Below are 24,565 nucleotides of genomic sequence, written 5' to 3'. Positions count from 1 at the left end.
CGGGCCCTTGAACGCTTGTGGTGGAGTGCGCCCTGTCAAGAGCGCCCGGGCAACGTTACGCCCGTGTGGCGGGAGCGTCAAGCCGAGGGTGGCGGGGTCAGGCCGCGACGGGGGCCTCGGCCGGGCGGTCGGCCTCCGCCACGTCGCCCGTCTCGCCCGCGGCGACCGCCCTGCGGCCCAGGATGAACACATAGGCGAGGAAGGCCAGCTCGGCGGCGACGCCGATCGCGACGCGGGCCCAGGTGGGCAGCCCCGACGGGGTGACAAAGCCCTCGATCACCCCGGAGATCAGCAGCACCACGGCTAGGCCGATGGCCATGCCGAGCGCCGCCCTGCCCTCCTGGGCCAGGGCCGTCAGCCGGGTCCGCGGGCCCGGGTCGATCACCGTCCAGCCCAGGCGCAGGCCGACCCCGGCGGCGACGAACACCGCCGTCAGCTCCAGCAGGCCGTGCGGCAGGATCAGCCCGAGGAAGACGTCAAGCCGGTCGGCCGACGCCATGAGCCCCACGCCGAGCGCGACGTTCACGGCGTTCTGGAGGAGAAGCCACACCACAGGCAGGCCGAGCAGGGCGCCAAAGGCCAGGGAGAGGCCCGCGACCTGGGCGTTGTTCGTCCAGACCTGGGCGGAGAACGCGGCGGCCGGGCTGCTCGAGTAGTACGTCTCGTAGCTGCCGCCAGGGCGCGTCATCTCGCGGAGGTCCTCGGGGGCGGCGATACGGGCCTGGACGTCGGGGCTGTCCGCGATCCACCAGCCGAGACCGGCGACCAGGGCCGTGAACAGCAGCGCCGTCGGCACCCACCAGTGGCGCGTCCGGTAACAGGCCGCGGGGAAGCCCGTGGTGAAGAAGCCGAGCGCGTCCCGCCACGTGGAGCGGCGCGAGCCGACGACGGCGCTGCGGGCGCGGGCGACCAGCGCGGTCAGCCTGCCGATGAGCGCCGGGTCGGGCGCGGCCGACTGGAGCTGGGAGAGATGCGTGGCCGCGCGCTGGTAGAGCGTGACGAGCTCGTCCGCCTCGGCCCCGGTGAGGGAGCGGCGGGAGCGGCGCAGCAGCCCCTCGAGGCGGGTCCACTCGTCCCGGTGCGCGGCGACGAACACGTCGACATCCATGCTCAGAGCTTGTCAGACCGCGGTGACAGACTGGGTCGGGGAGGTGGGTGGAATGAGTCGGCTGGTCACGGGTGACGCCGTGGTGCTGGGGTTGCAGGTGGCGCGGCTGCCGAGCCGGGCGATGGCGCTTGCGATCGACCTGGTGCTGGTCGTGGGCGTGTACCTGCTGGTGTCGGTCGTCCTGCTGAGCAGCGTGCTGCCTCTGGGGTCCGCCGCCGCGCAGGCGGTCGGGGTGGCGTTGCTCATCCTGGTGCTCGTCGGCGGTCCCGTGGCGGTCGAGACGCTCAGCCGGGGGCGTTCGCTGGGGAAGCTGGCGTTCGGGCTGCGGGTCGTGCGGAACGACGGGGGGCCGGTGAGGTTCCGGCACGCGCTGGTGCGCGGGGCGATCGGCTTTGTCGAGATCATCTTCACCGCGGGCTCGGTCGCGGCGATCGCGTCGCTCGTGTCGGCGGAGGGGCGGCGGCTCGGCGATGTCTTCGCGGGAACGATGGTGGTGCGGGAGCGCGTGCCGGGTAGCCGCGCGCTGCCGGTCGCGCCCCCGCCGCCCGCCGTCGCGGGGCAGCTGGCCGAGCTCGACCTGTCGCGGGTGCCGGACAGCCTGTGGCTCGCGGTGCGGCAATACCTGTCGCGGATGCGGCAGTTGGACCAGGGCGTCGCGTGGACGATGGCGGTGCGGCTGGCCGACGACATGGTGGCGCGCGTGGGGGCGCCCGCGCCCCCTGGGCTGCACCCGGCCGCGTATCTGAGCGCGGTGGCCGGGGAGCGGCAGCGGCGGGAGGCGGAGCGGGCGTTCGGGACCCAGCCGACGGCTCCTGTGGCTCCCCCGGCGCCGCCGCGTCACATACCGGAGCCGGAGCCGTGGGCGCAGCCGCGGGAGGCGTATCGGCCCGAGGCGCCGCCGCCTGAGCGGAAGACCGGGTTCACTCCCCCGGGGTGAGCGTGGACGGGGGTCCGTCCAGGTCCTCGAGCTCGACGCCAGGCGCGGCCAGGACGACGTCCCCGCCGAGGTGGATCGTGCGCCGCTCCCCGGTCGCCAGGTCGTCGACGCGATAGGTGTCCACCGCGAGCGACGCGCCGTCATCGGCGTGGATGTGCGTACCGGTCAGCGTCCAGTGCTCGTCGATTGTGCGGGGCGCGAGGACGGGCGGGGTGAACGCCACAAGGCGCACGCGCCCTCCTGACCCCGGCTCGGCCGCGCGCAGCAGCTGGGCGGTGGCGATCAGGAAGGCGGGGGACGCGCCGGTGAACGCGCGGGCGGCGGCGTTGCCTTCGGTCCCGTCGCCGCCCGTGGTGGAGGCGCGGACCCAGGTGACGCCGTGGAGGGCGGCGCCGCGGATCCGCCAGTCGGCGGCGGCCAGTTCGAGGCGGATCGGGCGGCCGAGCGCGTCGAGGGTGAGGTCGAGGGAGCCGGTGGGCTCGCCGTCGGGGGCGAAGGTGCGGGAGACATAGCGCCAGCCGCCGGGGCCCGGGGCGCACTGGAAGCGCTCCTCGCCGATGAGGGCGCCGTCGTCGGGGTCGTGGAGGCTGTAGCGGCCGCGTGGCATGGGTGTCGGCGCACGCGCCCGGCCGCGCGCCGGGGCGCGGCCGGGCGGTGGTGCTTCGATCGGTACCGGTGTCAGTACCGGTAGTGGTCGGGCTTGTAGGGGCCTTCGACAGGGACGCCGATGTAGGCGGCCTGGTCGGGGCGCAGCTCGGTGAGGCGCGCGCCGAGGGCGTCGAGGTGGAGGCGGGCGACCTTCTCGTCCAGGTGCTTGGGGATCGTGTAGACGCCCGTGGGGTATTCGTTGGTCTTCGCGAACAGCTCGATCTGGGCGATCGTCTGGTTGGCGAAGCTGTTGGACATGACGAACGACGGGTGGCCCGTGGCGTTGCCGAGGTTCAGCAGGCGGCCCTCGGACAGCACGATGATCGTGTGGCCGTCGGGGAACGTCCACGTGTGGACCTGCGGCTTGACCTCGTCGCGGACCACGCCGGGGAGCTTGGCGAGCCCCGCCATGTCGATCTCGTTGTCGAAGTGGCCGATGTTGCCGACGATCGCCTGGTGCTTCATCCGGGCCATGTCGGAGGCCAGGATGATGTCCTTGTTGCCCGTGGCGGTGACGAAGATGTCGGCGGTCTCGACGACGTCGTCGAGGCGGGCGACCTGGTAGCCGTCCATCGCGGCCTGGAGGGCGCAGATGGGGTCGATCTCGGTGATGATGACCCGGGCGCCCTGGCCGCGCAGGGACTCGGCGCAGCCCTTGCCGACGTCGCCGTAGCCGCACACGACGGCGACCTTGCCGCCGATGAGGACGTCGGTGGCGCGGTTGATGCCGTCGATGAGCGAGTGGCGGCAGCCGTACTTGTTGTCGAACTTCGACTTGGTGACGGCGTCGTTGACGTTGATCGCGGGGAACAGGAGCGTGCCCTCGCGGAACATCTCGTAGAGGCGGTGGACGCCGGTAGTGGTCTCCTCGGTGACGCCACGGATCTCGGAGGCGGCCTGCGTCCACTTGCGCGGGGACTCGGCGACCGTGCGGGTCAGCAGCTCCAGGATGACGCGGTGCTCGTCGCTCTCGGCGGTGGAGACGTCGGGGACCTTGCCCGCCTTCTCGTACTCGACGCCCTTGTGGATCAGGAGCGTGGCGTCACCGCCGTCGTCCAGGATCATGTTGGGGCCGCCCGTCGGGGCGTCGTCCCAGGTCAGCGCCTGCTCGGTGCACCACCAGTACTCCTCGAGGGTCTCGCCCTTCCAGGCGAAGACCGGGATGCCGGCGGCGGCGATCGCGGCGGCGGCGTGGTCCTGGGTGGAGAAGATGTTGCAGGAGGCCCAGCGGACGCGGGCGCCGAGCGCGACCAGGGTCTCGATGAGCACGGCGGTCTGCACGGTCATGTGCAGCGAGCCGGTGATGCGGGCGCCCGCCAGCGGCTGACTGGCGGCGTACTCCTCGCGGATCGCCATCAGGCCGGGCATCTCGTGCTCGGCGAGGGTGATCTCCTTGCGGCCGAAGTCGGCCAGCGAGAGGTCGGCGACCTTGAAGTCCTGAGCGGTGGAGTCGCTCGTTGACATGACGACTGCTCCTCAAAGCGATGCGATGCGGACACGATGCGGCTACGGGCGTGCGGACATGAGCGCACGTCCGAAACCCCGCAGTCCGTCGGAGGGCCTTCTTACCCCTCGGCCGGGCCGGCCCTCGGGCCGCCCGACTGCCATCAGCAGCGACGTCGACTTCCGGCCCAAATCTACACCGAGGCCCCCGGCGCGGCTCAAGACGGCCGGTGATTCCCGGCCAGATTCCCGGCCGTGAATCGTCAGGGCGCGGTGGTCGCCCGGAACAGGGTGCCCTCGCCTGTGGCCCGGACGGCCTCGCCCGCGGGGACGTACGCCGACCTGCCGCGTTCCAGGGTGAGTTGGGCGCCTTCGGGCCCGGTGAGCGTGGCGCGGCCCTCCGTGCAGAGCAGGATCTGCGGGGTGCCCGCCGGCAGGGCTCGGGCCGGGTCGCCCGCGGCCAGCGGGAGGCGGGAGAGGCGGAACTCGCCGATGGGCGCGGGGTAGACCTCCTCGCCCGAGCCTTCGGGGGCGGGCGCGGGCCGCAGCACGCCGGGGGGCGCGGCCTCGAAACGGACGATGCGCAGCAGCTCGGGGACGTCGATGTGCTTGGGCGTCAGGCCGCAGCGCAGGACGTTGTCCGAGTTGGCCATGATCTCGACGCCCAGGCCGTTGATGTACGCGTGCGGTACGCCGGCGCCGAGGTAGAGGGCTTCGCCCGGCGCGAGGCGTATGTGGTGCAGCAGCATCGCGGCCAGGACGCCGGGGTCGCCGGGGTAGTGGGTGGCGAGGGCGGCGTAGGGCGCGTACGCCGGGCGCTCGGGCGCGAGCCGCACGGCGGCCTCGGCCGCGGCGTTCACCGTGGCGGCCATGGCGTCGGGCTCGGCGGTGAGCACGGCGGTGAGCACGGCGCGCAGGGCCTCGCCCTCGGGGCGGGCGCGCAGCAGGTCGGCATACGGCTTCAGGCGCGGGACGCCGAGCCCTTCGAGCAGCTCGGCGGCCTCGGCGGCGGGCCGAAAGCCGCACAGCCCGTCGAACGGGGTGAGCGCGCAGATCATCTCGGGCTTGTGGTTGGCGTCCTTGTAGTTCCGGTGGGGGGCGTCGAGCGGAACGCCGCGCGCCTCCTCGTCGGCGAAGCCCTCCCTGGCCTGGTCGAGGTCGGGGTGGACCTGGAGGGACAGCGGGGTCTCGGCTGCCAGGAGCTTCAGCAGGAACGGCAGCCGCGGCCCGAACGCCTCGACGGTCGGCCCGCCGAGCTCGCCCACGGGGTCGGCGGCGATCGCGTCGGCCAGCGAGACGGGCCCGGCGCCGCGGTCCACGCGGGAGGGCGCGCCGGGGTGGGCGCCCATCCACAGCTCGGCCTGCGGGTCGCCGGTCGGCGCGGTGCCGAGCAGCTGGGGCAGCGCGGTGGGCGAACCCCAGGCGTAGGTCCTGATGGTGGTGTCGAGGCGGTCCATCGGTGCGTGAGTCCTTCGGGGCTTCGAGAGCGGCGGGGCGGCGGCGCGGCGGCGCGGCGGCGCGGGCGTCAGGAGCCCGATCCCGCGGCCAGGGCGAGATAGACGGCGGCGAAGTCGAGCTGGGCGACGAACTCGGCGGCGGTCGCGAGCGGTCCGCCGCCCCGCGCGACGGCCAGCTCGCTGAACGCCACGCCCTGGTCGAACGCCAGGGCGCGCGCCGCCGAGGCCGCGCTCGGCACGTCTGGCGCGCCCGGCGCGCGCTCCGGCGCCGCCGGGTCGGGCGACGCCTCGGAGTCGGTGTCGCTCAGCAGCAGGACGCGGGCGCGCAGCGGCTGGGGCTCGTCGACGCGGTCGCGGAAGAAGTCGTCGGGATCGGCGCCGGGGACCAGGCTGCCGCCGAGCAGCGCGCCGTGCTCGGTGAACGCGCCGGGCAGGGGCGCGGCGAGCGCGGGCCGCGCGGCGAGGCCGGTGAGGGTGGCCGCGGCGTGCCGTGCCGCGGCGTGCGCGAGGGGGCCCTCGCTCCACAGCAGCGGAACGGTCGCGGCGAACTCGGCGGCGAGGGCCTTGGCGACGTTGTCGTGGGTGCGCGTGGTGGGGCCGCAGCGCTCGGCCACGGCGTCGAGCCGGTCGGCCATCGCCAGGACGTCGGCCGCGGGCGCGGCGAACAGGCCGAGCCGGTCGCCGAGCGGCAGCAGCGGCGCGATGAGCGCCCACGCGAGCCCCGGCGTCAGGGGGTGGTCGGCCGACTCGGCGTGCGGGGCCGGGCTGTGGGGGATGCCGAGGCCGCGGCGGTGGGCGGTGGCCTCGGCGAGCGGCGAGATCTCGGGCGCGACGGTGACGGCGGCGCAGCCGCGGCGGTACGCGGCCTCGAGCAGCAGCGTCAGCCCTGGCTCGGTGCCATCGGCGGTCAGGATCAGCAGCAGGTCGAGCGGGCCGACCCAGCGGGGCAGGTGCCAGGTGAGCGCGCCGGGGTCGGCGAACGGGCCCGTCGGCTCGATGTGGGTGACGCGAACGCCATCGCCCGCGAGGGCGGCGAGCAGCCCGGCGGCCAGGGGGACGGCGTGGCCCGTGCCCGCAATCAGCAGCGTGCCGGGGCGGTCGTCGGGGGTGAGGCGGGCCACGGGCGACTCGTCGGCGGCGCGGGCCGAGGTGCGCACATGGGCGCCCGCGGCGGCGACGGAGCGCAGGAGGCCGCGGCTGTCGGCGCGGACGAGCGCGTGCGGCTCGTCGAGCAGCGTTTCGTCGATCATGGCAACTCCGGTGCCGGGCCCGGGGGTCAGCCGGTGCGGCGGGCTTCGCCCTCAAGCAGGGCGGGGATGCCGTCCTGCACGGGGTAGGCGAGCGAGCAGCCCTCGCCGTTGCACACCAGCTCGGAGCCCTCCTCGCGGAGGGTGGCGTGGCATGCGGGGCAGACGAGGATGTCGAGCAGTGCGGCCTCGACGAGCGGCATGGCGTCCCTCCCTGGGTGACCGGCTTCGCTGGTCACCCTACCCGGAGGGACGCCGCACAGACATCCGGAAGCCGGGAGCCGCAGGACCGCTGGTCAGCCCCTGACGATGGCCAGGACCTCGTCGCGGACGCGGTCCACCGTGGCTCTGTCGCGGGCCTCGATGTTGAGGCGCAGCAGGGGCTCGGTGTTGGACGGCCTGAGGTTGAACCACCAGTCGTCGGCGGTCACGGTGAGCCCGTCGAGCTCGTCGAGGGTGACGCCCTGGCGGTCGGCGAACGCGCCCTTGACCGCGGCGGCGCGGCCCGCCTGGTCGTCGACACGGCTGTTGATCTCGCCGGACGAGGCGTACCGGTCGTACGCGGAGACCAGCTCGGACAGCGGCCCCGGCTGCTCGCCCAGGGCGGCCAGCACATGGAGGGCGGCGAGCATGCCGGTGTCGGCGTTCCAGAAGTCGCGGAAGTAGTAGTGCGCGGAGTGCTCGCCGCCGAAGATGGCGCCGGTGTTGGCCATCTCGGCCTTGATGAACGAGTGGCCCACGCGCGTGCGGACCGGGGTGCCGCCGTGCTCCTTGACGACCTCGGAGACGGTCCACGAGGTGATCAGGTTGTGGATGATCGCCGACCCCGGCGCCTTGGCCAGCTCGCGTGAGGCGACCAGGGCGGTGATGGCGGACGGGGGCACGGGCTCGCCGCGCTCGTCCACGACGAAGCAGCGGTCGGCGTCGCCGTCGAACGCGAGGCCCGCGTCGGCGCCCGTGGCCCGCACGCGCGCCTGGAGGTCGACGATGTTGGCCGGGTCGAGGGGGTTGGCCTCGTGGTTGGGGAACGTGCCGTCGAGCTCGAAGTACATCGCGTCGAGCTCGATGGGCAGCCCGGCGAAGACGGTGGGGACGGTGTGGCCGCCCATGCCGTTGCCCGCGTCCACGACGACCTTGAGCGGGCGGATGGAGGCCAGGTCCACCAGGGACTTGAGGTAGTCGGCGTAGTCCTCGAGGACATCCCGCCTGTGGATGGCGCCCCGCGCGGCGACCGGCTCGGGGGCGCCCTCGTCGAGCCAGCGCTCGACGAGCGCGCGGATGTCGGCAAGGCCGCTGTCCTGCCCGACGGGCCTGGCGCCGGCCCGGCACATCTTGATCCCGTTGTAGCGGGCGGGGTTGTGGCTCGCGGTGAACATGGCGCCCGGCAGGTCGAGCGCGCCGCTCGCGTAGTAGAGCTGGTCGGTGGAGCAGAGCCCGATCTCCGTGACGTCCGCGCCTCGTTGCGCGGCGCCGCGGCCGAACGCGTGGGCGAGGCCGGGGGACGAAGGCCGCATGTCGTGGCCGATGACGATGGCGCGTGAGCCGGTGATCTCGGTGAAGGCGGCGCCGAAGAGCTCGGCGAGGCGCTCGTCCCACTCGTCGGGGACCACACCTCTGACGTCGTATGCCTTCACGATCTGCGACAGGTCCGGCACAGCTAACCCCTTGTCTTGAGGTCTTGAGGATGGGCGGTGTGCTGTCAGGAGCGCTCCGCACCTCAATGTACCGGCCGGGCGTCACGGCTCAGGTGAGCGCAGGATCCGCAGATGCCCGCGGCGGGCGACCTCCATGGGATCGGCTCCCGGGGCGGCGACGGGGGGCGCGTCGCGGCGCTTGGGGGCGCGCGCGGCCTCGCGCACCGCGTCGGCCAGGGCCTCGAGGTCGTCGGTGCTCGGGCGGGCCGCGCCCGCGTCGACGGCGAGGCGGACGACCTCCCAGCCGCGGGGGGCGGTGAGCCGCTCGGAGTGCTCGGCGCACAGGTCGTAGCAGTGCGGCTCCGCATAGGTGGCGAGGGGGCCGAGAACGGCGGTGGAGTCCGCGTAGACATAGGTCAGCGTCGCGACGGCCGGGCGGGCGCACGCGGTGCGCGAACAGCGACGTACGGGGCTCACGATGGTGAAACGTACCGCACTCCTGAGCGGGTCGCGACGGATCGGCGCCGCGTCACCCGCCCGTGTCGTGACAGGGCGCCCGGCCTGTACTGATTCGTCGCAAGGGTCACCCCAAGGGTCACCGCAAGGCCCGAACGCGAGCGGTGCGCGGGTGCGTTCTGACCCCGCGGCGCCGCGTCCTCTATGGTCGATGCGATGGACACCTCCGGCAGCGTCCCCCCCGTCCCCTCCGGCCCGGCCGACCGCCATCGGCACCGGGACCGGCACGGCCGCGGCATGCGCGGACCCGTCGCCCCGCCGCAGGTTCCGCTCGCGGTGAGCAGGGCGGACACGTTCGACTCCCTGGTGCACGACTCGGCCGAGCGGCTGCGGCGGCGGCTGCCGCAGCTGGCGGGCGTGGACTTCGGCGTGCGGGAGGTGCCGTTCCTGCCGCGCGAGGGCGATGGGTCGGCCGACGGGGTCGTCCCGCTCGGCGGGCTCGAGCGGGCCTCGGGCGGGCGGCCGGACCGGATCGTGGTCTACCGGCGGCCCGTCGAGCTGCGCAGCCGCGACAAGGACGAGTGCGCGCAGCTCGTGCACGAGGTCGTCGTGGAGCAGGCGGCCGAGCTGCTCGGCCTCGCGCCCGAGTCCGTCGACCCGAAGTACGGGCAGGAGTGAGCGGGCCGTTCGTGTTCAGGCCGTTTCCGTTCAGTCGGCGAGCACGGACAGGTCGGGGGCGGTCTCGGGGACGGCGACCGTGGAGCGGTCGTCGGGCACGGTCTGCACGGTGAACGTGTCGCGCCCCTCGCTCTCCGTGCTCAGGGCCCGCGCGGCGTAGAGGGGCCCGCCCGACGGCTGGATCGTCAGGGCATAGAGCCCCTCGGTGCCTTCGGGGACCTCGGGCGCGAACGTCAGCGTCGTCGCGCCGTCCACCGTGTAGGTCTCGGTGACCGGCTCGCCGCCTTCGGCGCCCGCGGACAGGGTGACGTCGACCTCGACCGCGTCGCCGGGGGCGACCAGGGAGAGCTGGGTGCCGTCGGCCGAGTTCCCCGAGATGGTGGCGCGGCCCTCGACGGGGGCGGTGCCGGTGATGTACGCGGCCTCGCGCTCGTCGTCCTCGCCCCGCACCACCTGGAGGGCCGCGACGACGGGGCCGCCGCCCGACCCCTCGGCGGGCGTCAGCACGAGGGAACCCGCCTCGCCCTGGGTGAGGGGGCCGAGGTCGACGCCGGTCAGCGTTCCGGCGTGGACGGAGACCGTCTCGTGCCCCGCGGGGGTGATGGTGCCCGATGGCCCGGCCAGGGAGACGTCGAGGGTGAGGTCCTCGTCGCCCGGCGCGAACGCCACGAGCCGCACGCTCTCCGCGTCGCCGGGGATGCCGGGGAGCACGGCCTCCCCCGCGGGGGCGGTGCTCGGGGGCAGCCAGTCGGAGCCGCGGTCGCTGTCGAGCGCCTCGATCTGCGCGCCCACGCGCCCGGTGCGGGCGGCGACCCGCACGGCCAGGTCCTGGACCTCGTCCGCGTGCAGCGTCGAGAGCCGGATCGGCACGGTGGCGCCGCCCGGGACGGTGATGCCCTGGCCCGCCTCCGCCTCGATGCGGCCATCGGGCCCGTAGAGGTCGATGTCGACGACGGTGGCGGCCTCGTCGGGGTTGGTGATGTGGACGTAGTCGGAACGGCTCTCCGCGGTGCTGGCCCCGGCGAACCAGAACGCCGTGTCCGGGGTCTGGCACGACGTGCCGAGCAGGCCGCTGCCGACGCCCGAGGTGACGGACGTGGTCTGCTGCACGGTCCAGCCGGGGGCGAGCGCGCCCTCCGCCGTGCCGGTCAGGGCCGGGGCCCCGGCGTCGTCGACGCGCGTGGTGACCGGCGCCCCCGGGGCCTGGGAGGTGACGACGGGCTCGGGCACCTCGTTCTCGCCGCTCTCCTCGCTCTCCTCGCCTTCCTCGCCCTCCTCGCCCTCCTCCGCGTCGGGGGCCTGGGCGCCGGGGGCGTACTCGGCGGCGGGCAGCAGGGCCGCGGCGCCCGCCTCCTCGCCCTCGGCCGTGCCCGCGGTCGGCGGGGTGAACGCGGTGTACCACGTCGACGACGCCTCGGCCGCCGTGGGCCGCGGGCAGGTGAGCGCGGTGCGCTGGACCGGCTGCGGGCTGCCGAGCTCCAGGGTCTCGATCTCCTGGTCGTCGCCCGAGCCGAGCGAGGCGAAGCCGGTCACCGCGGCGAGGACGGTGACGACGGCGATGAGGGAGAGGGACGCGCGGTTCACTGCTGAGGGCTCCCGTCGCCGTAGTCGGCCGGATAGTCGTACGGCGCCGTGTGATGGGGGTCGTGGTGTTGGGGGTCGTGGTGTTGGGGGTCGTGGCCTGGGTCGTAGGAGGGCTGTGGCTGCTGCGGGATCTGGTCGCCGTAACGCTGCGGCTGCTGCGGGTACTGCCCCTGGTCCTGGTAGCCGCCCTGCTGGTAGTAGCCCTGGTCCTGGTACGCGTCGCGGTAGGGCTCGTGGTACGGGTCGGGGTAGCCGGGGTAGGGCGCGGCGGGCTCGGGGGCCTGGGCGGGCGACGCGGGCGGCGCCTCTGGCGGCGCGGAGGACTGGGCGGGGATGCCGGGGAACTCCGCGGTCTCGGGGCCCTCGCCCGCCTCACCGGGAACGCCGGGGGCCTCGGCCGCCGCGACGGCCGCCGCCTCGCGCCTGGCGCGGCGGCCCGTCGGGGGCGCGGTGGGCGCGGGCTCCTCTGGCAGGTCGTCGTCGAGCTCGCGGCGGCGGCCCGGCAGCGCGAGGACCGTGAGGACCACAAGGCCGAAGCCCTGCGCCCATGTCCACAGCGTGTGGCCGCCCGAGGTCTCGTGGACGATGTCGAGGCGGCCGCCGTTCGCGGGCAGCTCGAAGCCCTGGGCCCAGTCGCCCACGGTGACGGGCGTCAGCCGCTCGCCGTCCAGCGTGGCCACCCAGCCGTCGGACACGGCGTCGGCCATCCGCAGCACGCGGCCCTCGGGCCCTTCGGGCACGTCGGCGTGGACCTCGACGGCCTCGGACGCGACGGGCACGGCCGCGGCGGCTCCGCCCTCCTCCCGCGGGGGCACCACCATGACGCGGGAGACCTCGCGGTCGACGCGCCACAGGGCGCTGCCGTCCTCCTGGCTGAGGCGCTGGAGCCCCGGGGTGGTGTCGAGGACGCGGTGCAGCTCGCGCGGCGAGCCGTCCTGCACCAGGACATAGCGCACGGCGTACGCGGCGAGCACGGTCGTCTGGTCGGCGCCAGAACCCGCGGCGAGATCGCCGACGGCGGCGCTCAGCGGGGCGTTCTCGCCCAGGAGTTCGGCGAGGTCGGCGTCGCCGAGGCGGGCGCCCGAGCCGCGGACCAGGGTGTAGTCGACGCGCCCGACGGGCCCGTCGGGCTCGCCGCTGCCCTCGAGCACGAGCGTGCGCGCCTGGTCGCGCGTGGAGCTCTCCTCCGCGACGAACGCGGGCACCTGCACGGGGTTGGCGCGCTCGAGCGGGCCGTCGGCGCCGCCGATGATCCAGCCCGCCGCGACCAGCAGCGGGCCCGCGGCGGCGGCGCCCGCGATGGCGACGGCGAGCGGCTGGCGCCAGCCGAAGCTCTGCGCGGCGACCCGGTACCTGGCGCCGTCGGCGCCGAGGACGGCGGCGCTCAGCAGGGCCAGGCCGTAGACGAGAGTGGCGGGCCCCGCCCAGCCCTCGCCGTCGGACCAGACGGCGAAGAGGAGCGCGACCAGCGCGGTGGCCCACGCGGTGGTGACGGCCAGGCGCCGCTCGTGCCGCAGCAGCGCGGCGAGCGCGGCGAGCAGCAGCCCGATCAGCAGCCAGGTGCCGGGGGTGCCGGGGCCTCCGGGGTTGATGTTGAGGAGCTGGAACGCGTCGGCCCCGCCCGTCTCGAACGGCAGCCCCGCCTCGGTCAGGAACGCCTCGGGGTCGAACAGCGCCGACCACGACCAGGGCCCGAGCAGCAGCACGGGCGTGGCCAGCAGGGCGGCCATCCTGACGGCCTTGGCACGCAGCAGCCCCGGCTCGGGGCGCGGCGGAAGGGCGATGGCGGCGATCGCGAGGACGGCGGCCAGCGGCCAGACCACGGGGGTAAACGCGGTGCAGACGGTCAGCAGCAGCGCGGTCGCCCAGACGGCGCGCCACGAGCCGCGCCCGCCGCCCGCGGCGTATCCGGCGGCGGTGACGGCGGCGCGGGCCATCGGCGGGAGCAGCACGGCGAGGACCGCGGTGCCGACGCGGCCACCGGCGAGCGCGCCGGTGACGGCGGGCAGGAAGGCGTAGGCGATGCTGCCCCACGCGCGCAGCACGCGCGACATGACGAGCGGCCTCGAAGAGAAGTACGCGCTCGCCCCGGCCAACGGGACCGAGGCGACGAGCAGCAGGGTCATGGCGAGCCCGGTGCTGCCGAGCAGGGCCGTGGACAGCAGGGCGAGCAGGGCGAGATGGGGCGGCGCCGACTCATCGCCGCCGACGCCGATGGGCTGCCACGTCTCCAGGTAGCGGTCCCATAGGGCGCCCGCGTCCGCCGGCGCGGGCAGCAGGGCGCCGCCGGTGAGCGCGCCGCCGCCGATCAGGTCGCGGCACGCGAGCAGCGCGGCGATCAGCAGGATCGCGAAGAGCATGGGGCCCGGCTTGCGGACCAGGCGGCGGACGCGGGCGAACTGCTCGACTTGGAGGTCGTCGGCCTCGTCGTCCGTGGGCCCCGACTCGACGGCGCCGTGCCGCCCACTGGCCGCCGTGGCGGGCTCGGAACGGCCGCCGACGTTGCTGACGACCTGTTCGAGGGTGGTGCGGACGGTGGCGAGCGGCGGTGGGAAGAGGGGGCGCAGCTCCCCCGGGTCGAGAGCGGCGGCCGACGTGGCGCGCCTGCGGCGCGCGCCGAGCACGCGGCCGGGGCGGAGCAGCGCGGACAGCAGCCCGGCCGCCTCGTCGAGCGCGCGCCCCGGCAGCTTGCCGACGAGGTAGCCGAGGACGCGGAGCAACGTGCCGAGTACGAGCCGGAACAGCACCCAAGGGAGCGCGCGGCCACGGGCGTTGACCAGCAGGGTGTACGCGGCCGCGGCCTTGTCGACGCGGTGCGGGCTGCCGCCGAGGCGCCCGGCGCAGTCGATGGAACGGCGTTCGCGCGAGGCGGCCTCGGCGTGCCGCAGCACGGCGGCGGGGGCGATCAGCACGCGGTGGCCCGCGGCCTGGGCGCGCCAGCAGAGGTCGACGTCGTCGCGCATGAGCGGCAGGCGCTTGTCGAAGCCGCCGAGCTGCTCGTAGACGTCGCGCCGGATCAGCATCCCGGCGGTGGAGACGGACAGGACGGGCCTGACCTGGTCGTGCTGGCCCTGGTCCTGCTCGCGGCGGTCGAGCCCCGTCCAGCGGCGGCCGCTGTTGGCGATGGAGACGCCGACCTCGAGCAGCTGCCTGCGGTCGTACCAGCCGCGGAGCTTGGCTCCGACGATGGCGGCCGATGGGCTGGCGTCCGCCTGGCGGAGCAGCTCGGCGAGCGCTTCGGGCTCGGGGGCGGCGTCGTCGTGGAGGAGCCAGAGCCAGTGGACGGGCTCGCCGTGCGGGAGTTCGGGGAGGTCGTAGGTGCTCGTGTCCCACGTGCGGGTGATGGGGTCCCAGGCGTCGGGGCGGCGCAGATAGGGGAGGTCGTCGGGGGTGAGCACGGGGGCGGTGCGGGCGGCTTCCTCGACCGCGCTGCCGAAGCCGGTGCGGCGGGCGAGGTGGAGGACGCGCTCGGCGCCGATGGCCTCGGTGACGAGGGTGGCCGACGAGTCGGCGCTCCCGGTGTCGGCCGCGATGACGTCCTGCACGGGCCTGTCCTGTCCGAGCAGTCCTGCCAGGACGTCGGGGAGCCAGCGTTCGCCGTCGTGCGAGACGAGCACGGCGGTGACGACGTGCCGCGGGAATTCGGGATGGGCGGCCTGCTGCGGCGCCGCCTGCTGGCTGTGCACGGACATCGAGGTGCGGGCCCCGGTTCGCTGGACGGTGTGGACGTCGCCGCCCTCGAAGGTGGCGGAGCAACGTCTCGGACAGCGCACCACACTAGCGGTTGGGACCGTCACGGCCCGCCCGAGCGCCCGCGGGAGGAACCCGTCCGTAACGGGTCAGGGCGGGGGATGGTCAGACGGCGGCCTTCTTCAGGCGGCGGCGTTCACGTTCGGACAATCCGCCCCAGATTCCGAAGCGTTCATCGTTGGCCAAGGCGTATTCGAGACATTCCGAACGGACCTCGCACGCGAGGCAGACCTTCTTGGCCTCGCGTGTGGAGCCGCCCTTCTCGGGGAAGAAGGACTCGGGGTCGGTCTGGGCGCACAGAGCGCGCTCCTGCCAGCCAAGTTCCTCGTCGGCCTGGTCGACCAGCAGTTGTTGGAACAGCTCGGTCATATGGGCGCCCCTCGTCTTCTTTGCTTCCCCGTGATGCCGCCGTTATCGATACCGCTCGAACGACATGAGTGAAATTACAGGTGGGGTGCTCAGCGGCAGTCAAGCCACGATCAGTTATTCACCCGATGATTCACCCTGTGGTACCACAAGCGCATGGAAAGTGTTCAAATCGGCACAAACTATGCCAGCTCGCCTGGCACGCAACCGCGCATTCCGGTCGTTCTCCCCTCACTTCGCACACCTCTCACGAGGGAGGACGAGCCGGGGCCCAGGATCGTTGCCCGCCGCTTCCCATCGAGACACGGATCACGGTGGGATCACGGGTGCGCAACGGCGTCCACCCCCGCGGACGAGGGCGCACCTGTCCGATCCGGGCGGGCATAAACCTTTCCTCGCGCCCGCCGACCTGAAGTGGTGAAAGAATGCCGACGGCCGCGCGCTGACGTTGACACCCCCCGCGCGACCGCATCCGTCGTGACGCCCACACAGAGAAGCACCGAGACGACAAGACCTCATGGACAACGACAACGCCATCGCCGGTGACCCCACCGCGCTGCCGCACCTGCTGCCGCCCCTCGCCGAACACCCGGCCACCGTCGCGGAGTTCGCCGCGCTCGTCGCCGGGATCGCCGAGGACCGGAGCTGTTGGCAGCCCCTGGTGCGGTACGACGCGGCCAGCCGGTGGTACCACCGGCTGCGCACCGGCCCCGGCTATGAGGTCTGGCTGCTGAGCTGGGTGCCGGGGCAGGGCAGCGGACGGCACGACCACGGCAGGTCGTCGGGCGTCTGCGCCGTTCTGTCGGGGGCGCTCACGGAGAGCGCCGCGGGGCGCGGGGAGCGGGTGCTCACGCCGGGCTCGATGCGGGCGTTCGCGCCCGGGTATGTCCACGAGATGGTCAACGTCTCGCTCGAGCCCGCCGTCAGCCTGCACGTGTACTTCCCCGGCCTCACCGAGATGCGCATGCACCCGCGGCTCGCCGCCCCAGGGCGCCCGGTGGGAGAGGAGCCCGCGCCCCGGGCGGCCCTCACCTGCTGACAGACTGGGGCACATGCAACGCATCGTGGTCCTGTCCGGCGGTATCGGCGGCGCCCGCTTCCTGCGCGGCTTGCGGCGCGCCGCCCCCGACGCGGACGTCACCGTCATCGGCAACACCGGGGACGACATCCACCTGTTCGGCCTCAAGGTCTGCCCCGACCTCGACACGGTGATGTACACGCTGGGTGGCGGCATCCACGAGGAGCAGGGCTGGGGGCGGGCGGACGAGACGTTCACCGTCAAGGAGGAGCTGGCCGCCTACGGCGTGGGGCCCGAGTGGTTCGGCCTGGGCGACCGGGACTTCGCCACCCATGTCGTCCGCACCCAGATGATCGCGGCGGGCTACCCCCTGAGCGCCGTCACCGAGGCGCTGTGCCGCCGCTGGAAGCCGGGCGTGACCCTGCTGCCGATGACGGACGACCGCGTCGAGACGCATGTGCTGATCGACGACGGCGACGCGGGGCGCAAGGCCGTGCACTTCCAGGAGTACTGGGTGCGGCTACGCGCGGCCGTTCCCGCGCACGCCGTCGTGCCGGTCGGGGCCGAGCGGTCGCGGCCCGCGCCCGGCGTGCTCGAGGCGATCGCCGCGGCCGACGTCATCGTCTTCCCGCCGTCCAACCCCGTGGTGAGCGTCGGCGCGATCCTCGCGGTGCCCGGTGTGCGCGAGGCCATCGCCGACGCGGGCGTGCCGGTCGTCGGCCTCTCCCCCATCGTCGGGGACGCTCCGGTGCGCGGCATGGCCGACAAGGTGCTCGCCGCGATCGGGGTGCCCGCGACGGCCGCTGGCGTCGCGCGGCACTACGGCTCGGGGCTGCTCGACGGCTGGCTCGTGGACACGGTGGACGCCGCGGCGGTCGAGGCGGTGGAGGCGGACGGCATCCGCTGCCGGGCCGTTCCGCTGCTGATGACCGACGCGGCGGCGGCCGAGGCCATGGCGCGCGAGGCGCTGGCCCTCGCGAAGGAGGTGGGCGCGGCGTGAACGCCTCACCCGCCCCCGGCTACCGGGTCTGGGCGCTGCCCGGCATCCCCGAGGTCAGGCCGGGGGACGAGCTGGCCGAGCTGATCGCGGACGCGGCCACCGCGCCAGGGCTGCCGGGGCTCGCCGACGGCGACGTGCTGGTGGTCACGTCCAAGGTCGTCAGCAAGGCCGAGGGCAGGACCCGGCGGGCCGAAGGGCGGGACGAGGCGATCGACGAGGAGACCGTCCGCGTCGTCGCGCGCCGCGGACCGGCCAGGATCGTTCAGTCGCGGCACGGCTTCGTGATGGCGGCCGCGGGCGTCGACGCCTCCAACACCCCGCCGGGAACGGTGCTGTTGCTGCCCGAGGACCCCGACGCCTCCGCCGAGCGGATCAGGCGCGGGCTGCGCGACCTGCTGTCCGTCGAGGTCGGCGTCGTGGTCACCGACACGTTCGGCCGCCCGTGGCGCGAGGGGCAGACGGACGTGGCGATCGGCGCGGCGGGGGTCGAGGTGCTCGACGACTTCCGCGGCACCACCGACCCGCACGGGAACGAGCTCGGCGTCACCCTCACCGCCGTCGCCGACGAGCTGGCGGGCGCGGGCGATCTGGTCAAGGGGAAGGTCGACGGGCTGCCGGTCGCGGTGATCCGCGGCCTGGCCCACCGGGTCACCGACGCGGGCGGCACCGCGCGCGACCTGATCAGGCCCGCGGCCAACGACATGTTCAGGCTCGGCACGTCCGAGGCCGTCCGCGAGGCGGTGACGCTGCGGCGGACGGTCAGGGAGTTCACCGACGCGCCGGTGGACGGCGCCGCGGTGCGCCGCGCGGTGGCCGCGGCGATCACGGCCCCCGCGCCGCACCACACGACGCCGTGGCGCTTCGTGCTACTCGAGTCGGCCGAGGCGAGGACGCGGCTGCTCGACGCGATGCGCGAGGCGTGGATCGCGGACCTGCGCGGGGACGGCAGGCCCGAGGAGAGCATCGCCCGCCGTGTGCGCCGCGGCGACGTGCTGCGCGCGGCGCCGTATCTGGTGGTGCCCTGCCTGGTGGCCGATGGCGCCCACCCCTACCCGGACGCCCGCAGGGCGGCGGCCGAGCGCGAGATGTTCGTGGTGGCCGTGGGCGCGGGCGTGCAGAACCTCCTGGTCGCCCTCGCGGGCGAGGGCCTGGGCTCGGCGTGGGTCTCGTCGACGATGTTCTGCCGCGACGTGGTCCGCGACGTGCTGGCGCTCCCGGCGTCGTGGGACCCGATGGGCACGGTGGCGATCGGCCACGCGGCCACCCCAGCCACCCCCCGCCCCCCGCGCACCCCGGACGCGTTCGTCGAGGTGCGCTGAGGCCGCGCCGCTCAACAGGCGAACTCGTCCGCGCTCTTCGGGGGTTGGGCCTCGGAGTGGGGGGTGGTCGGGGGTGGTTCGGGGAGGGGGGTGTCCGTTCTCAGGGAGTCGAACAGGCGGGTGGCCTCCTGTTCGTTCCAGCGGACCGTCGAGCCGAGGCCGGGGACGTGGTGGGAGGGGTCCTTCACGGGGACCGAGGTGAAGTGCGCGCCGTCCGTGGTGAAGTGGCGCATCAGGCCCGCGAGTTGGAGCATCTGTTCGGCGCCGAAGCCCGGGTCGGCGCGGACGGAGTCGAGGAGGGCGTCGGCCGTCGTGCTGACCTGGGCCGGGTTGAGCAGGACGCCCGTGCTGACCGCCTCCTTGAGGAACGCCGCGAGGAAGCGCTGTTGGCGCTCCATCCGGTCGAGGTCGGACGTGCCGTCGAGGTGGCGGGCGCGGACGTAGGCGAGGGCCGTGGGGCCGTCGAGGGTGCTGGTGCCCGCGGGGAGGTCGAGCCCCGAGTAGGGGTCCTTCAGCGGGCGCTTGGCGCAGATCTCGACGCCGCCGATCTCGTCGACGGCGCGCATGAAGCTGACGAAGCTGACCTCGAGGTAGTGGTCCACGCGCAGGCCCGTCAGGTCCTCGACCGTGTTGACCATCAGCGGTGGACCGCCGTGCGAGAGCGCGGCGTTGAGCTTGTCGGCGTGCGGCGTGTGGTGGCTGTCGTCGGGGGCGAAGGTGTGCTCGGGGAGCTCGGCGTAGGAGTCGCGCGGCAGGCTGACGACGGTCGCGCGCTCGCGGGACTCGGACACGTGCAGCAGCAGAACGGCGTCGGCGCAGCGGCACGAGGCGTCGCCCACGTGGTACTTGGCGCGTTCGTCGGCGGACAGGCCGTCCCTGCTGTCGGTGCCGATGAGCAGGATGTTGAGGCCGCTGCCCGCGTCGGGGCGGTCGCGCAGGCCCGAGAACGGGTCCACGCGGCGGACGTTGTGCTCGGCGGAGGTCACCATCGCGTGGCCCACTCCGCTGGTGAGCAGCACCAGGGCGGCGAGTGCCCCGGCGATCCGCGGAACCGGGCGGCGGCCTCGGCTTCGGCGGCGGCCTCGGCGTCGGACCTGCATCGTCGGTCACCTCCCGCCCGTCACCGTATGTCCATACGATCTACGGCCTGGGGTGGCGCGCGTCCGGGTCGCCCGATCGCGGTAACGTGAGCCGGTGACCACCATTCCGACCCCCGCGGTGTCCGTGATCATGCCGGTGCTCAACGAGGAGCGGCACCTGCGCGACGCGGTCCGGCACATTCTGGAGCAGGAGTACCCCGGCGAGATCGAGGTGGTGATCGCGCTGGGCCCGTCGTCCGACCGGACGGACGAGATCGCCGCGGAGCTGGTCGCCGCGGATCCCCGGGTGCGGACCGTGCCCAACCCCACGGGCCGCACCCCGGCCGGGCTCAACGCCGCGATCAACGCCTCCCGCCACCCCGTCGTGGTGCGCGTGGACGGGCACGGCATGCTCTCGCAGGGCTATGTCGCCACCGCCGTGCGGCTCCTGACGGAGACCGGCGCGGCGAACGTCGGCGGCATCATGCACGCCGAGGGCGAGAACGACTGGGAGCGCGCCGTCGCCGCCGCGATGACGTCGCGGATCGGCGTGGGCAACGCCGCGTTCCACACCGGGGGCGCGGCCGGGGAGGCGGAGACGGTCTACCTCGGGGTGTTCCGCCGCGAGGTGCTCGAGCGACAGGGCGGGTACAACGAGGAGTTCATCCGCGCGCAGGACTGGGAGCTGAACTACAGGATCCGGCAGGCCGGTGGGCTGATCTGGTTCTCGCCCGAGCTGCTGGTGTCCTACCGGCCCAGGCCATCGGTGCGGGAGCTGGCCAAGCAGTACCGCAACTACGGGCGTTGGCGGCACGTGGTGGCGCGTTACCACGCCGGGTCGATCAACCCCCGCTATCTCGCGCCGCCCGCCGCGCTGCTCGCGATCGTGGCGGGAGTGGTGGCCGGAGTGGCCCTGACGCCCTGGGGGTTCGTCGTGCCCGCGGGCTATCTGGCCGCGATAGGGCTTGGCTCGCTGCCCGCGGGGCGCGGCCTGACGCTGGGGGCGCGTGCGCGGATCCCGCTCGCGCTGGCGACGATGCACCTATCGTGGGGCTGGGGCTATCTGACCAGCCCGAGGAAGCTGGCGCGCGCGGTGATCGCCTCGCGCCGTGACCCGGTCACCGCGCCCTGAGAGCCCTGGGCGCACGGGGTTCCCCGGGCCCGGCCTACCAGGTGTAGGCCGGGTTCACGCTCATGCAGCTCTCGTCGTCGCCGCCGAGGATCGACTCCTCGTCCACGACGGGGCCTTCGTCGTCGGTCGCCTCGCCGCCCGCGTCGCCCTCGGTGGGGTCGGCGCTCGCGGCGGGGAACGCCGTGCCCTCGCGCCAGTCGGCGCCGATGACCACCGTGACGGACTCGACGGTCGCCGAGACCAGCACCGCTTCGGCGGGGATGCCGAGGGCGTCGGCGACGGCGCGGGCGTTGGCCTCGCTGCCGCCCTCGGGGTGGAGCACCTGGGTGGCGGGGGCCGAGATCTCGGTGGCGTCGGTGCCCGCGAGCAGGAAGCCCTGGCGGTGCAGCTCGTCGGTGATCACCCCGGCGCGGCCGTCGACCGGGGCGTTCAGCTGGTCGCCCGTGCCGTTGCGGACGGCGACGGGGATGTCGGCGGCCGGGTCGGCGGGAACCTCGGGCGACTCGCTCGCGCCGCCGTCCCCGTCCCCGCCGTCCCCGTCCCCGCCCTCGCCGTCGTCGGCGGGTTCGGCGTCCTGGTCGTCGAGCGGGATGTCGTTGCGCACCAGCTCGAAGAGGTCGGCCGCCTTCTCCGGGTCGGGGATCACCGTGACATCGGGGTTCAGCGGGTCGGGGAGCCAGGGCAGGGTCACGCTGTTGATGCGGTCGCCCGGGACGTTGCGCAGGTCCTCGCCCAGCTCGTAGAGCCGCTGGACGGAGCCGAGTCCGTGGTCGACGGTGAGGGCGTTGGTGGCGGCCTCGGCGAGGTCCATCAGCTCGTTCGGGTTGGTGAGCGACGTGCCGGACTGCAACGCGTCGGCCATGTTGCTCAGATACATCTGCTGGGCGCGCGTGCGGCCTATGGCGTCGCTGCCGTTCTCGAAGCCGTGCCGGGTGCGCAGCCACTGGAGGGCCTGCTCGCCCTCGACGACGGTGGTGCCCTCCTCGAGGCGCAGCTGGGAGCGGTCGTCGTAGATGTTGGCGTCGACGCAGACCGGGACGCCGCCGACCGCGTCGGCCATCTCCACGACGCCCGCGAAGTCCAGCATCATGAAGTGGTCGATCGGGATGTCGGTCATCCGCTCCCATGTGGCGACGACGCAGCCGGGACCGCCGTGGTCGAGCGCGGAGTTGATGCGCGCCCTGGCCACCTCGGGGTAGACCTCGCCGGTGTCGGGGTCGGTGCACTCGGGGATGGAGACCATGGTGTCGCGCGGGACGCTGACGAGCGAGATGTTGCTGCGGTCGGCCGAGGCGTGCATCAGGAGCTGGACGTCGGCGCGCTGGCCGCCCTCGCCGCCGCCGCCGAGGTCCTGGTTCTCCTCGCCGGTGCGGGAGTCGGAGCCGAGCAGCAGGATGTTGAGCGGCGTCTGGCCCGCGGCGTTGGGCTCGGCGCGCTCGAGCTGCTCGCCGCTGAGGTTCAGCTCGTCCTTGGCGAGGTTGCCGTTGAGGTGGCGGAGGTAGAGGAACCCGGCGACGGCGACCGCGACGAGGACGAACGCCAGCCCGGCCGACGTCCAGACGAGGACGCGGCGCCAGCGGGGCTTCTTCGTCCGCTCCTCGCCGCGGCGGGCGCGCCTGGGCCCCGTGCCGTCGCCCGTGCCGTCGCCCGTGCCGTCGCCGTTGCCGTCGGCGTCGCCACCGCCCCCGTCGGCCAGCGGCCTGGGCGGGGGAACGGCGTGGTCGCCCTCCGCGTTCCGGTAAAGGCTCTCGTCCCAGCCGAGCTGCTCGGCCCGGGTGACCCCACGTGCGGGGCCACCCTCGTTCTCACCGGGTATGCCGGCACTCCGCACGGGAATCCCCCCACATTCCGCAGATCCGCCGCGCCGTCATGACGCGCAGACGTCCTCGTCGTCCGCCGTGATGCCTTCGAGGTCCTCGGGCCGCTCGGGGGCGACCTCTATGGGCTGGCCCGCGCCGGCGAAGTCGTCGCCGAGGACCAGCACCATCGGCTGGTCGCCCGCGTCCTCCGGCTGCTCCTGGAGCGCCGACTCGGGCAGGCCCATCAGCTCGGCCAGGGTGGCGGCCATGCCCGCCTGGTCCCTGCCGAACTCCAGGGTGGTCTCCGCCTGCGGGGCCGCGGCGTTGCCCTCGTTGGTGGCCAGGGTCATGCCATGGGTGTTCTGCATCCAGGCGAGCGTCTCCTGGGCGGCGCCGATGACGTCGCCGCCGTTGTAGACATCGACCCTGATGTCGGCGGCCGGGACGGCCTCGGGCTGCCCCTCGGCGTCGCCGCCCTCGTCCGACGCGCCCTCCTCGCTCCCGTCGTCCGTCATGGAGACGTCCTGCTGGAGCATCTGGAAGATCGGCCGGGCCCTGCCCTCGTCGATCACGACGGTGGCCTTGGCGTCCTCGGGCTCCGCCGGGTTGTCGACCACGGGCAGGGTGATGAAGGTCATGTCCGACATGGGGACCTGACCGACCTCGGAGGCGAGGCCGTAGAGCTTGTCGATGCTGCCGATCTCGGTGTCCACCGCGAGGGCCTTGGTGGCGGCGTCGGCGAGGTCGTAGAAGCTGCCGAGGCTGGAGAGCAGATCGCGCTCGGTGATCTGCCGTGCCATCGACGCCAGGAACTGCTGCTGAAGCTCGATCCTGCTGAGGTCGCTCCCGGTGCCCACCGAGTAGCGGGTGCGGACGAACGCCAGCGCCTCCTCGCCCTCGAGCACATGGTTTCCGGCGTCGAGTTGGAGATGGGACTTGGGGTCGTCTATCGGCTCTTCGACGCAGACGGGCACGCCGCCGACCGCCGATGAGAGGTCCTTCACGGCGTTGAAGTCGGCCATCATGAAGTGGTTGATGCTGACCCCGGTCAGCTCCTCCACCGTGCGCCACACGCAGCCGGGGTCGCGCCCGTTGGTGCCCATGCTCTGGTTGAAGCGCACCCCCTGCGAGCCGGGGATGGTGACCCTCGTGCCGTCCTCCTGCACGACCTCGCAGTCGGGGATGTCGGTGATCAGGTCGCGCGGGATGCTCAACCCCGTGGCGTTGGTGCGGTCCTCGGAGAAGTGCATGAGGATCGTGGTGTCCGCGCCCTCGCTGGCGTCGCCGCCGTAGCTGTCGTTGCCGTCGCCGTCACGCGTATCGGTGCCGATGAAGAGGATGTTGACGGGCTCGTCGGACTGGTACGGGTTCTCGATGCCGACGTCGTACTTCTCGATGTTGTTGTTGAAGCGGTTGTAGAGGTACCAGCCCGCGGCGCAGCCGACGACCAGCAGCATCGCGAGGGTGCCGCCGATCCACATGAACACCCTCTTGGTACCCGAGCGTTGCTTCTTGGCCTTGCGGCTCGGGCCCTTGCGGCGGCTGCCCCCGCTGCCGCTCGCGCGGCGGTCGCGCTGCGGCGGTACGGGCCGGTCGCCCACCGGCGGCTTCTCCCGGTCCCCCGGCGCCTGCGACGGACCGCGACGCTGAGGCGGCGGAGCGTTACGTGAACCGCGCGGACGGCTCGGGGAGGACGGTCCCTGCTGCTGCGGCCGTTCGCCCTGTCGTGCCCCGGGCAGCCGCAGCTCGTAGGTACCGGTCTCCGGGTTGAACACCCACTGATCCGCGGGATCGATGTCTCCCGCACCCCCGCGTCCCTGCGCTTCCACGAGTCCGTGCGCCCTCCGCTGTGCCTACTAGAGGATCAGACGGCACACACTAGCTGCCAGGTTCCGCGCCCTGCGATCGCG

General features: G+C 74.0%; 20 protein-coding genes. 6 read left to right on the top strand and 14 right to left on the bottom strand.

Features of this window, described 5'->3' with window-relative positions; all coding sequences use genetic code 11:
• Nucleotides 1–97 precede the first annotated feature (97 nt).
• Nucleotides 98–1,108 carry a stage II sporulation protein M gene (locus DEH69_RS23595; protein ID WP_113689003.1) on the bottom strand — a complete coding sequence of 337 codons (1,011 nt, stop codon included), beginning with the start codon at nt 1,106–1,108 and terminating at the stop codon, nt 98–100.
• A 52-nt stretch (nt 1,109–1,160) separates the two neighbouring features.
• Here DEH69_RS23595 and DEH69_RS23590 point away from each other — a divergent pair, with 52 nt between their 5' ends.
• On the top strand, nt 1,161–2,045 hold the full coding sequence (locus tag DEH69_RS23590) for an RDD family protein (RefSeq protein ID WP_113689002.1): 885 nt from the start codon (nt 1,161–1,163) through the stop codon (nt 2,043–2,045).
• On the opposite strand, the gene DEH69_RS23585 is transcribed toward DEH69_RS23590, so the two are convergent.
• From DEH69_RS23585 to DEH69_RS23555, 7 genes are all read right to left on the bottom strand, one after another.
• Nucleotides 2,029–2,652 carry a hypothetical protein gene (locus DEH69_RS23585; RefSeq protein ID WP_113689001.1) on the bottom strand — a complete coding sequence of 208 codons (624 nt, stop codon included), beginning with the start codon at nt 2,650–2,652 and terminating at the stop codon, nt 2,029–2,031. The two genes, DEH69_RS23590 and DEH69_RS23585, sit on opposite strands and share 17 nt — an antisense overlap.
• Nucleotides 2,653–2,723: 71 nt before the next feature.
• Nucleotides 2,724–4,157, bottom strand: a complete 1,434-nt coding sequence (gene ahcY / locus DEH69_RS23580; RefSeq protein ID WP_113689000.1) for an adenosylhomocysteinase — start codon at nt 4,155–4,157, stop codon at nt 2,724–2,726.
• A 242-nt stretch (nt 4,158–4,399) separates the two neighbouring features.
• Entirely contained in the window at nt 4,400–5,593 is a 1,194-nt protein-coding gene (gene manA / locus DEH69_RS23575; protein WP_113688999.1) for a mannose-6-phosphate isomerase, class I, read from the bottom strand.
• A 68-nt stretch (nt 5,594–5,661) separates the two neighbouring features.
• Nucleotides 5,662–6,843, bottom strand: a complete 1,182-nt coding sequence (locus DEH69_RS23570; protein ID WP_113688998.1) for an SIS domain-containing protein — start codon at nt 6,841–6,843, stop codon at nt 5,662–5,664.
• 26 nt (nt 6,844–6,869) lie between these two features.
• Entirely contained in the window at nt 6,870–7,043 is a 174-nt protein-coding gene (locus DEH69_RS23565) for a Trm112 family protein (RefSeq protein WP_113688997.1), read from the bottom strand.
• 93 nt (nt 7,044–7,136) lie between these two features.
• Nucleotides 7,137–8,495 carry a phosphomannomutase/phosphoglucomutase gene (locus tag DEH69_RS23560; RefSeq protein WP_113688996.1) on the bottom strand — a complete coding sequence of 453 codons (1,359 nt, stop codon included), beginning with the start codon at nt 8,493–8,495 and terminating at the stop codon, nt 7,137–7,139.
• Between the two features lie 81 nt (nt 8,496–8,576).
• Entirely contained in the window at nt 8,577–8,951 is a 375-nt protein-coding gene (locus DEH69_RS23555) for a DUF3499 domain-containing protein (RefSeq protein ID WP_181727573.1), read from the bottom strand.
• A gap of 195 nt (nt 8,952–9,146) precedes the next feature.
• Here DEH69_RS23555 and DEH69_RS23550 point away from each other — a divergent pair, with 195 nt between their 5' ends.
• Nucleotides 9,147–9,608, top strand: coding sequence for a metallopeptidase family protein (locus tag DEH69_RS23550; RefSeq protein WP_113688995.1), 462 nt, complete (start codon nt 9,147–9,149; stop codon nt 9,606–9,608).
• Nucleotides 9,609–9,638: 30 nt separating this feature from the next.
• Here DEH69_RS23550 and DEH69_RS23545 read toward each other — a convergent pair whose 3' ends face one another.
• From DEH69_RS23545 to DEH69_RS23535, 3 genes are all read right to left on the bottom strand, one after another.
• Entirely contained in the window at nt 9,639–11,192 is a 1,554-nt protein-coding gene (locus DEH69_RS23545; RefSeq protein WP_113688994.1) for a DUF5719 family protein, read from the bottom strand.
• Nucleotides 11,189–14,884, bottom strand: a complete 3,696-nt coding sequence (locus DEH69_RS23540) for a glycosyltransferase family 2 protein (protein WP_113688993.1) — start codon at nt 14,882–14,884, stop codon at nt 11,189–11,191. The genes DEH69_RS23545 and DEH69_RS23540 overlap by 4 nt, the downstream gene beginning before the upstream one ends.
• A 163-nt stretch (nt 14,885–15,047) precedes the next feature.
• Entirely contained in the window at nt 15,048–15,311 is a 264-nt protein-coding gene (locus tag DEH69_RS23535) for a WhiB family transcriptional regulator (RefSeq protein ID WP_049578918.1), read from the bottom strand.
• Between the two features lie 514 nt (nt 15,312–15,825).
• Here DEH69_RS23535 and DEH69_RS23525 point away from each other — a divergent pair.
• Genes DEH69_RS23525 through DEH69_RS23515 form a run of 3 tightly spaced genes read left to right on the top strand, consistent with a single transcriptional unit; the run spans nt 15,826 to nt 18,645 of the window.
• Nucleotides 15,826–16,347, top strand: a complete 522-nt coding sequence (locus DEH69_RS23525) for a cysteine dioxygenase family protein (RefSeq protein ID WP_113688991.1) — start codon at nt 15,826–15,828, stop codon at nt 16,345–16,347.
• A gap of 13 nt (nt 16,348–16,360) precedes the next feature.
• Entirely contained in the window at nt 16,361–17,326 is a 966-nt protein-coding gene (gene cofD, locus DEH69_RS23520; RefSeq protein WP_181727572.1) for a 2-phospho-L-lactate transferase, read from the top strand.
• Nucleotides 17,323–18,645, top strand: a complete 1,323-nt coding sequence (locus tag DEH69_RS23515) for a coenzyme F420-0:L-glutamate ligase (RefSeq protein WP_113688990.1) — start codon at nt 17,323–17,325, stop codon at nt 18,643–18,645. The genes cofD and DEH69_RS23515 overlap by 4 nt, the downstream gene beginning before the upstream one ends.
• Nucleotides 18,646–18,656: 11 nt before the next feature.
• Here DEH69_RS23515 and DEH69_RS23510 read toward each other — a convergent pair whose 3' ends face one another.
• The gene (locus DEH69_RS23510; RefSeq protein ID WP_113688989.1) at nt 18,657–19,745 is read right to left on the bottom strand and encodes an LCP family protein; all 1,089 of its coding nucleotides are present in this window, start codon (nt 19,743–19,745) and stop codon (nt 18,657–18,659) included.
• 103 nt (nt 19,746–19,848) lie between these two features.
• Between DEH69_RS23510 and DEH69_RS23505 the strand changes: the two genes are divergently transcribed.
• Nucleotides 19,849–20,856: a glycosyltransferase family 2 protein gene (locus DEH69_RS23505; RefSeq protein WP_113689011.1), complete on the top strand. Its 1,008-nt coding sequence runs from the start codon at nt 19,849–19,851 to the stop codon at nt 20,854–20,856.
• A 34-nt stretch (nt 20,857–20,890) separates the two neighbouring features.
• Here DEH69_RS23505 and DEH69_RS23500 read toward each other — a convergent pair whose 3' ends face one another.
• Together DEH69_RS23500 and DEH69_RS23495 are read right to left on the bottom strand one after the other, a co-directional pair.
• On the bottom strand, nt 20,891–22,687 hold the full coding sequence (locus tag DEH69_RS23500) for an LCP family protein (RefSeq protein ID WP_258534901.1): 1,797 nt from the start codon (nt 22,685–22,687) through the stop codon (nt 20,891–20,893).
• Between the two features lie 36 nt (nt 22,688–22,723).
• Nucleotides 22,724–24,256 carry an LCP family protein gene (locus DEH69_RS23495; RefSeq protein WP_309302897.1) on the bottom strand — a complete coding sequence of 511 codons (1,533 nt, stop codon included), beginning with the start codon at nt 24,254–24,256 and terminating at the stop codon, nt 22,724–22,726.
• Nucleotides 24,257–24,565 lie beyond the last annotated feature (309 nt).

It is taken from the genome of Streptomyces sp. PT12 (genome assembly GCF_003311645.1).
Lineage (GTDB): Bacteria > Actinomycetota > Actinomycetes > Streptomycetales > Streptomycetaceae > Streptomyces.
This window is presented reverse-complemented; position numbering and strand designations above follow the sequence as displayed.

What these genes read in the sequence shown, in the direction of transcription:
- DEH69_RS23540 (WP_113688993.1), bottom strand. Translation starts at nt 14,884, where the DNA reads ATGTCCGTGCACAGCCAGCAGGCGGCGCCGCAGCAGGCCGCCCATCCC.
- DEH69_RS23590 (WP_113689002.1), top strand. Translation starts at nt 1,161, where the DNA reads ATGAGTCGGCTGGTCACGGGTGACGCCGTGGTGCTGGGGTTGCAGGTG.
- DEH69_RS23550 (WP_113688995.1), top strand. Translation starts at nt 9,147, where the DNA reads ATGGACACCTCCGGCAGCGTCCCCCCCGTCCCCTCCGGCCCGGCCGAC.
- ahcY (WP_113689000.1), bottom strand. Translation starts at nt 4,157, where the DNA reads ATGTCAACGAGCGACTCCACCGCTCAGGACTTCAAGGTCGCCGACCTC.
- DEH69_RS23510 (WP_113688989.1), bottom strand. Translation starts at nt 19,745, where the DNA reads ATGCAGGTCCGACGCCGAGGCCGCCGCCGAAGCCGAGGCCGCCGCCCG.
- DEH69_RS23525 (WP_113688991.1), top strand. Translation starts at nt 15,826, where the DNA reads ATGGACAACGACAACGCCATCGCCGGTGACCCCACCGCGCTGCCGCAC.
- DEH69_RS23570 (WP_113688998.1), bottom strand. Translation starts at nt 6,843, where the DNA reads ATGATCGACGAAACGCTGCTCGACGAGCCGCACGCGCTCGTCCGCGCC.
- DEH69_RS23585 (WP_113689001.1), bottom strand. Translation starts at nt 2,652, where the DNA reads ATGCCACGCGGCCGCTACAGCCTCCACGACCCCGACGACGGCGCCCTC.
- cofD (WP_181727572.1), top strand. Translation starts at nt 16,361, where the DNA reads ATGCAACGCATCGTGGTCCTGTCCGGCGGTATCGGCGGCGCCCGCTTC.
- manA (WP_113688999.1), bottom strand. Translation starts at nt 5,593, where the DNA reads ATGGACCGCCTCGACACCACCATCAGGACCTACGCCTGGGGTTCGCCC.
- DEH69_RS23595 (WP_113689003.1), bottom strand. Translation starts at nt 1,108, where the DNA reads ATGGATGTCGACGTGTTCGTCGCCGCGCACCGGGACGAGTGGACCCGC.
- DEH69_RS23535 (WP_049578918.1), bottom strand. Translation starts at nt 15,311, where the DNA reads ATGACCGAGCTGTTCCAACAACTGCTGGTCGACCAGGCCGACGAGGAA.
- DEH69_RS23565 (WP_113688997.1), bottom strand. Translation starts at nt 7,043, where the DNA reads ATGCCGCTCGTCGAGGCCGCACTGCTCGACATCCTCGTCTGCCCCGCA.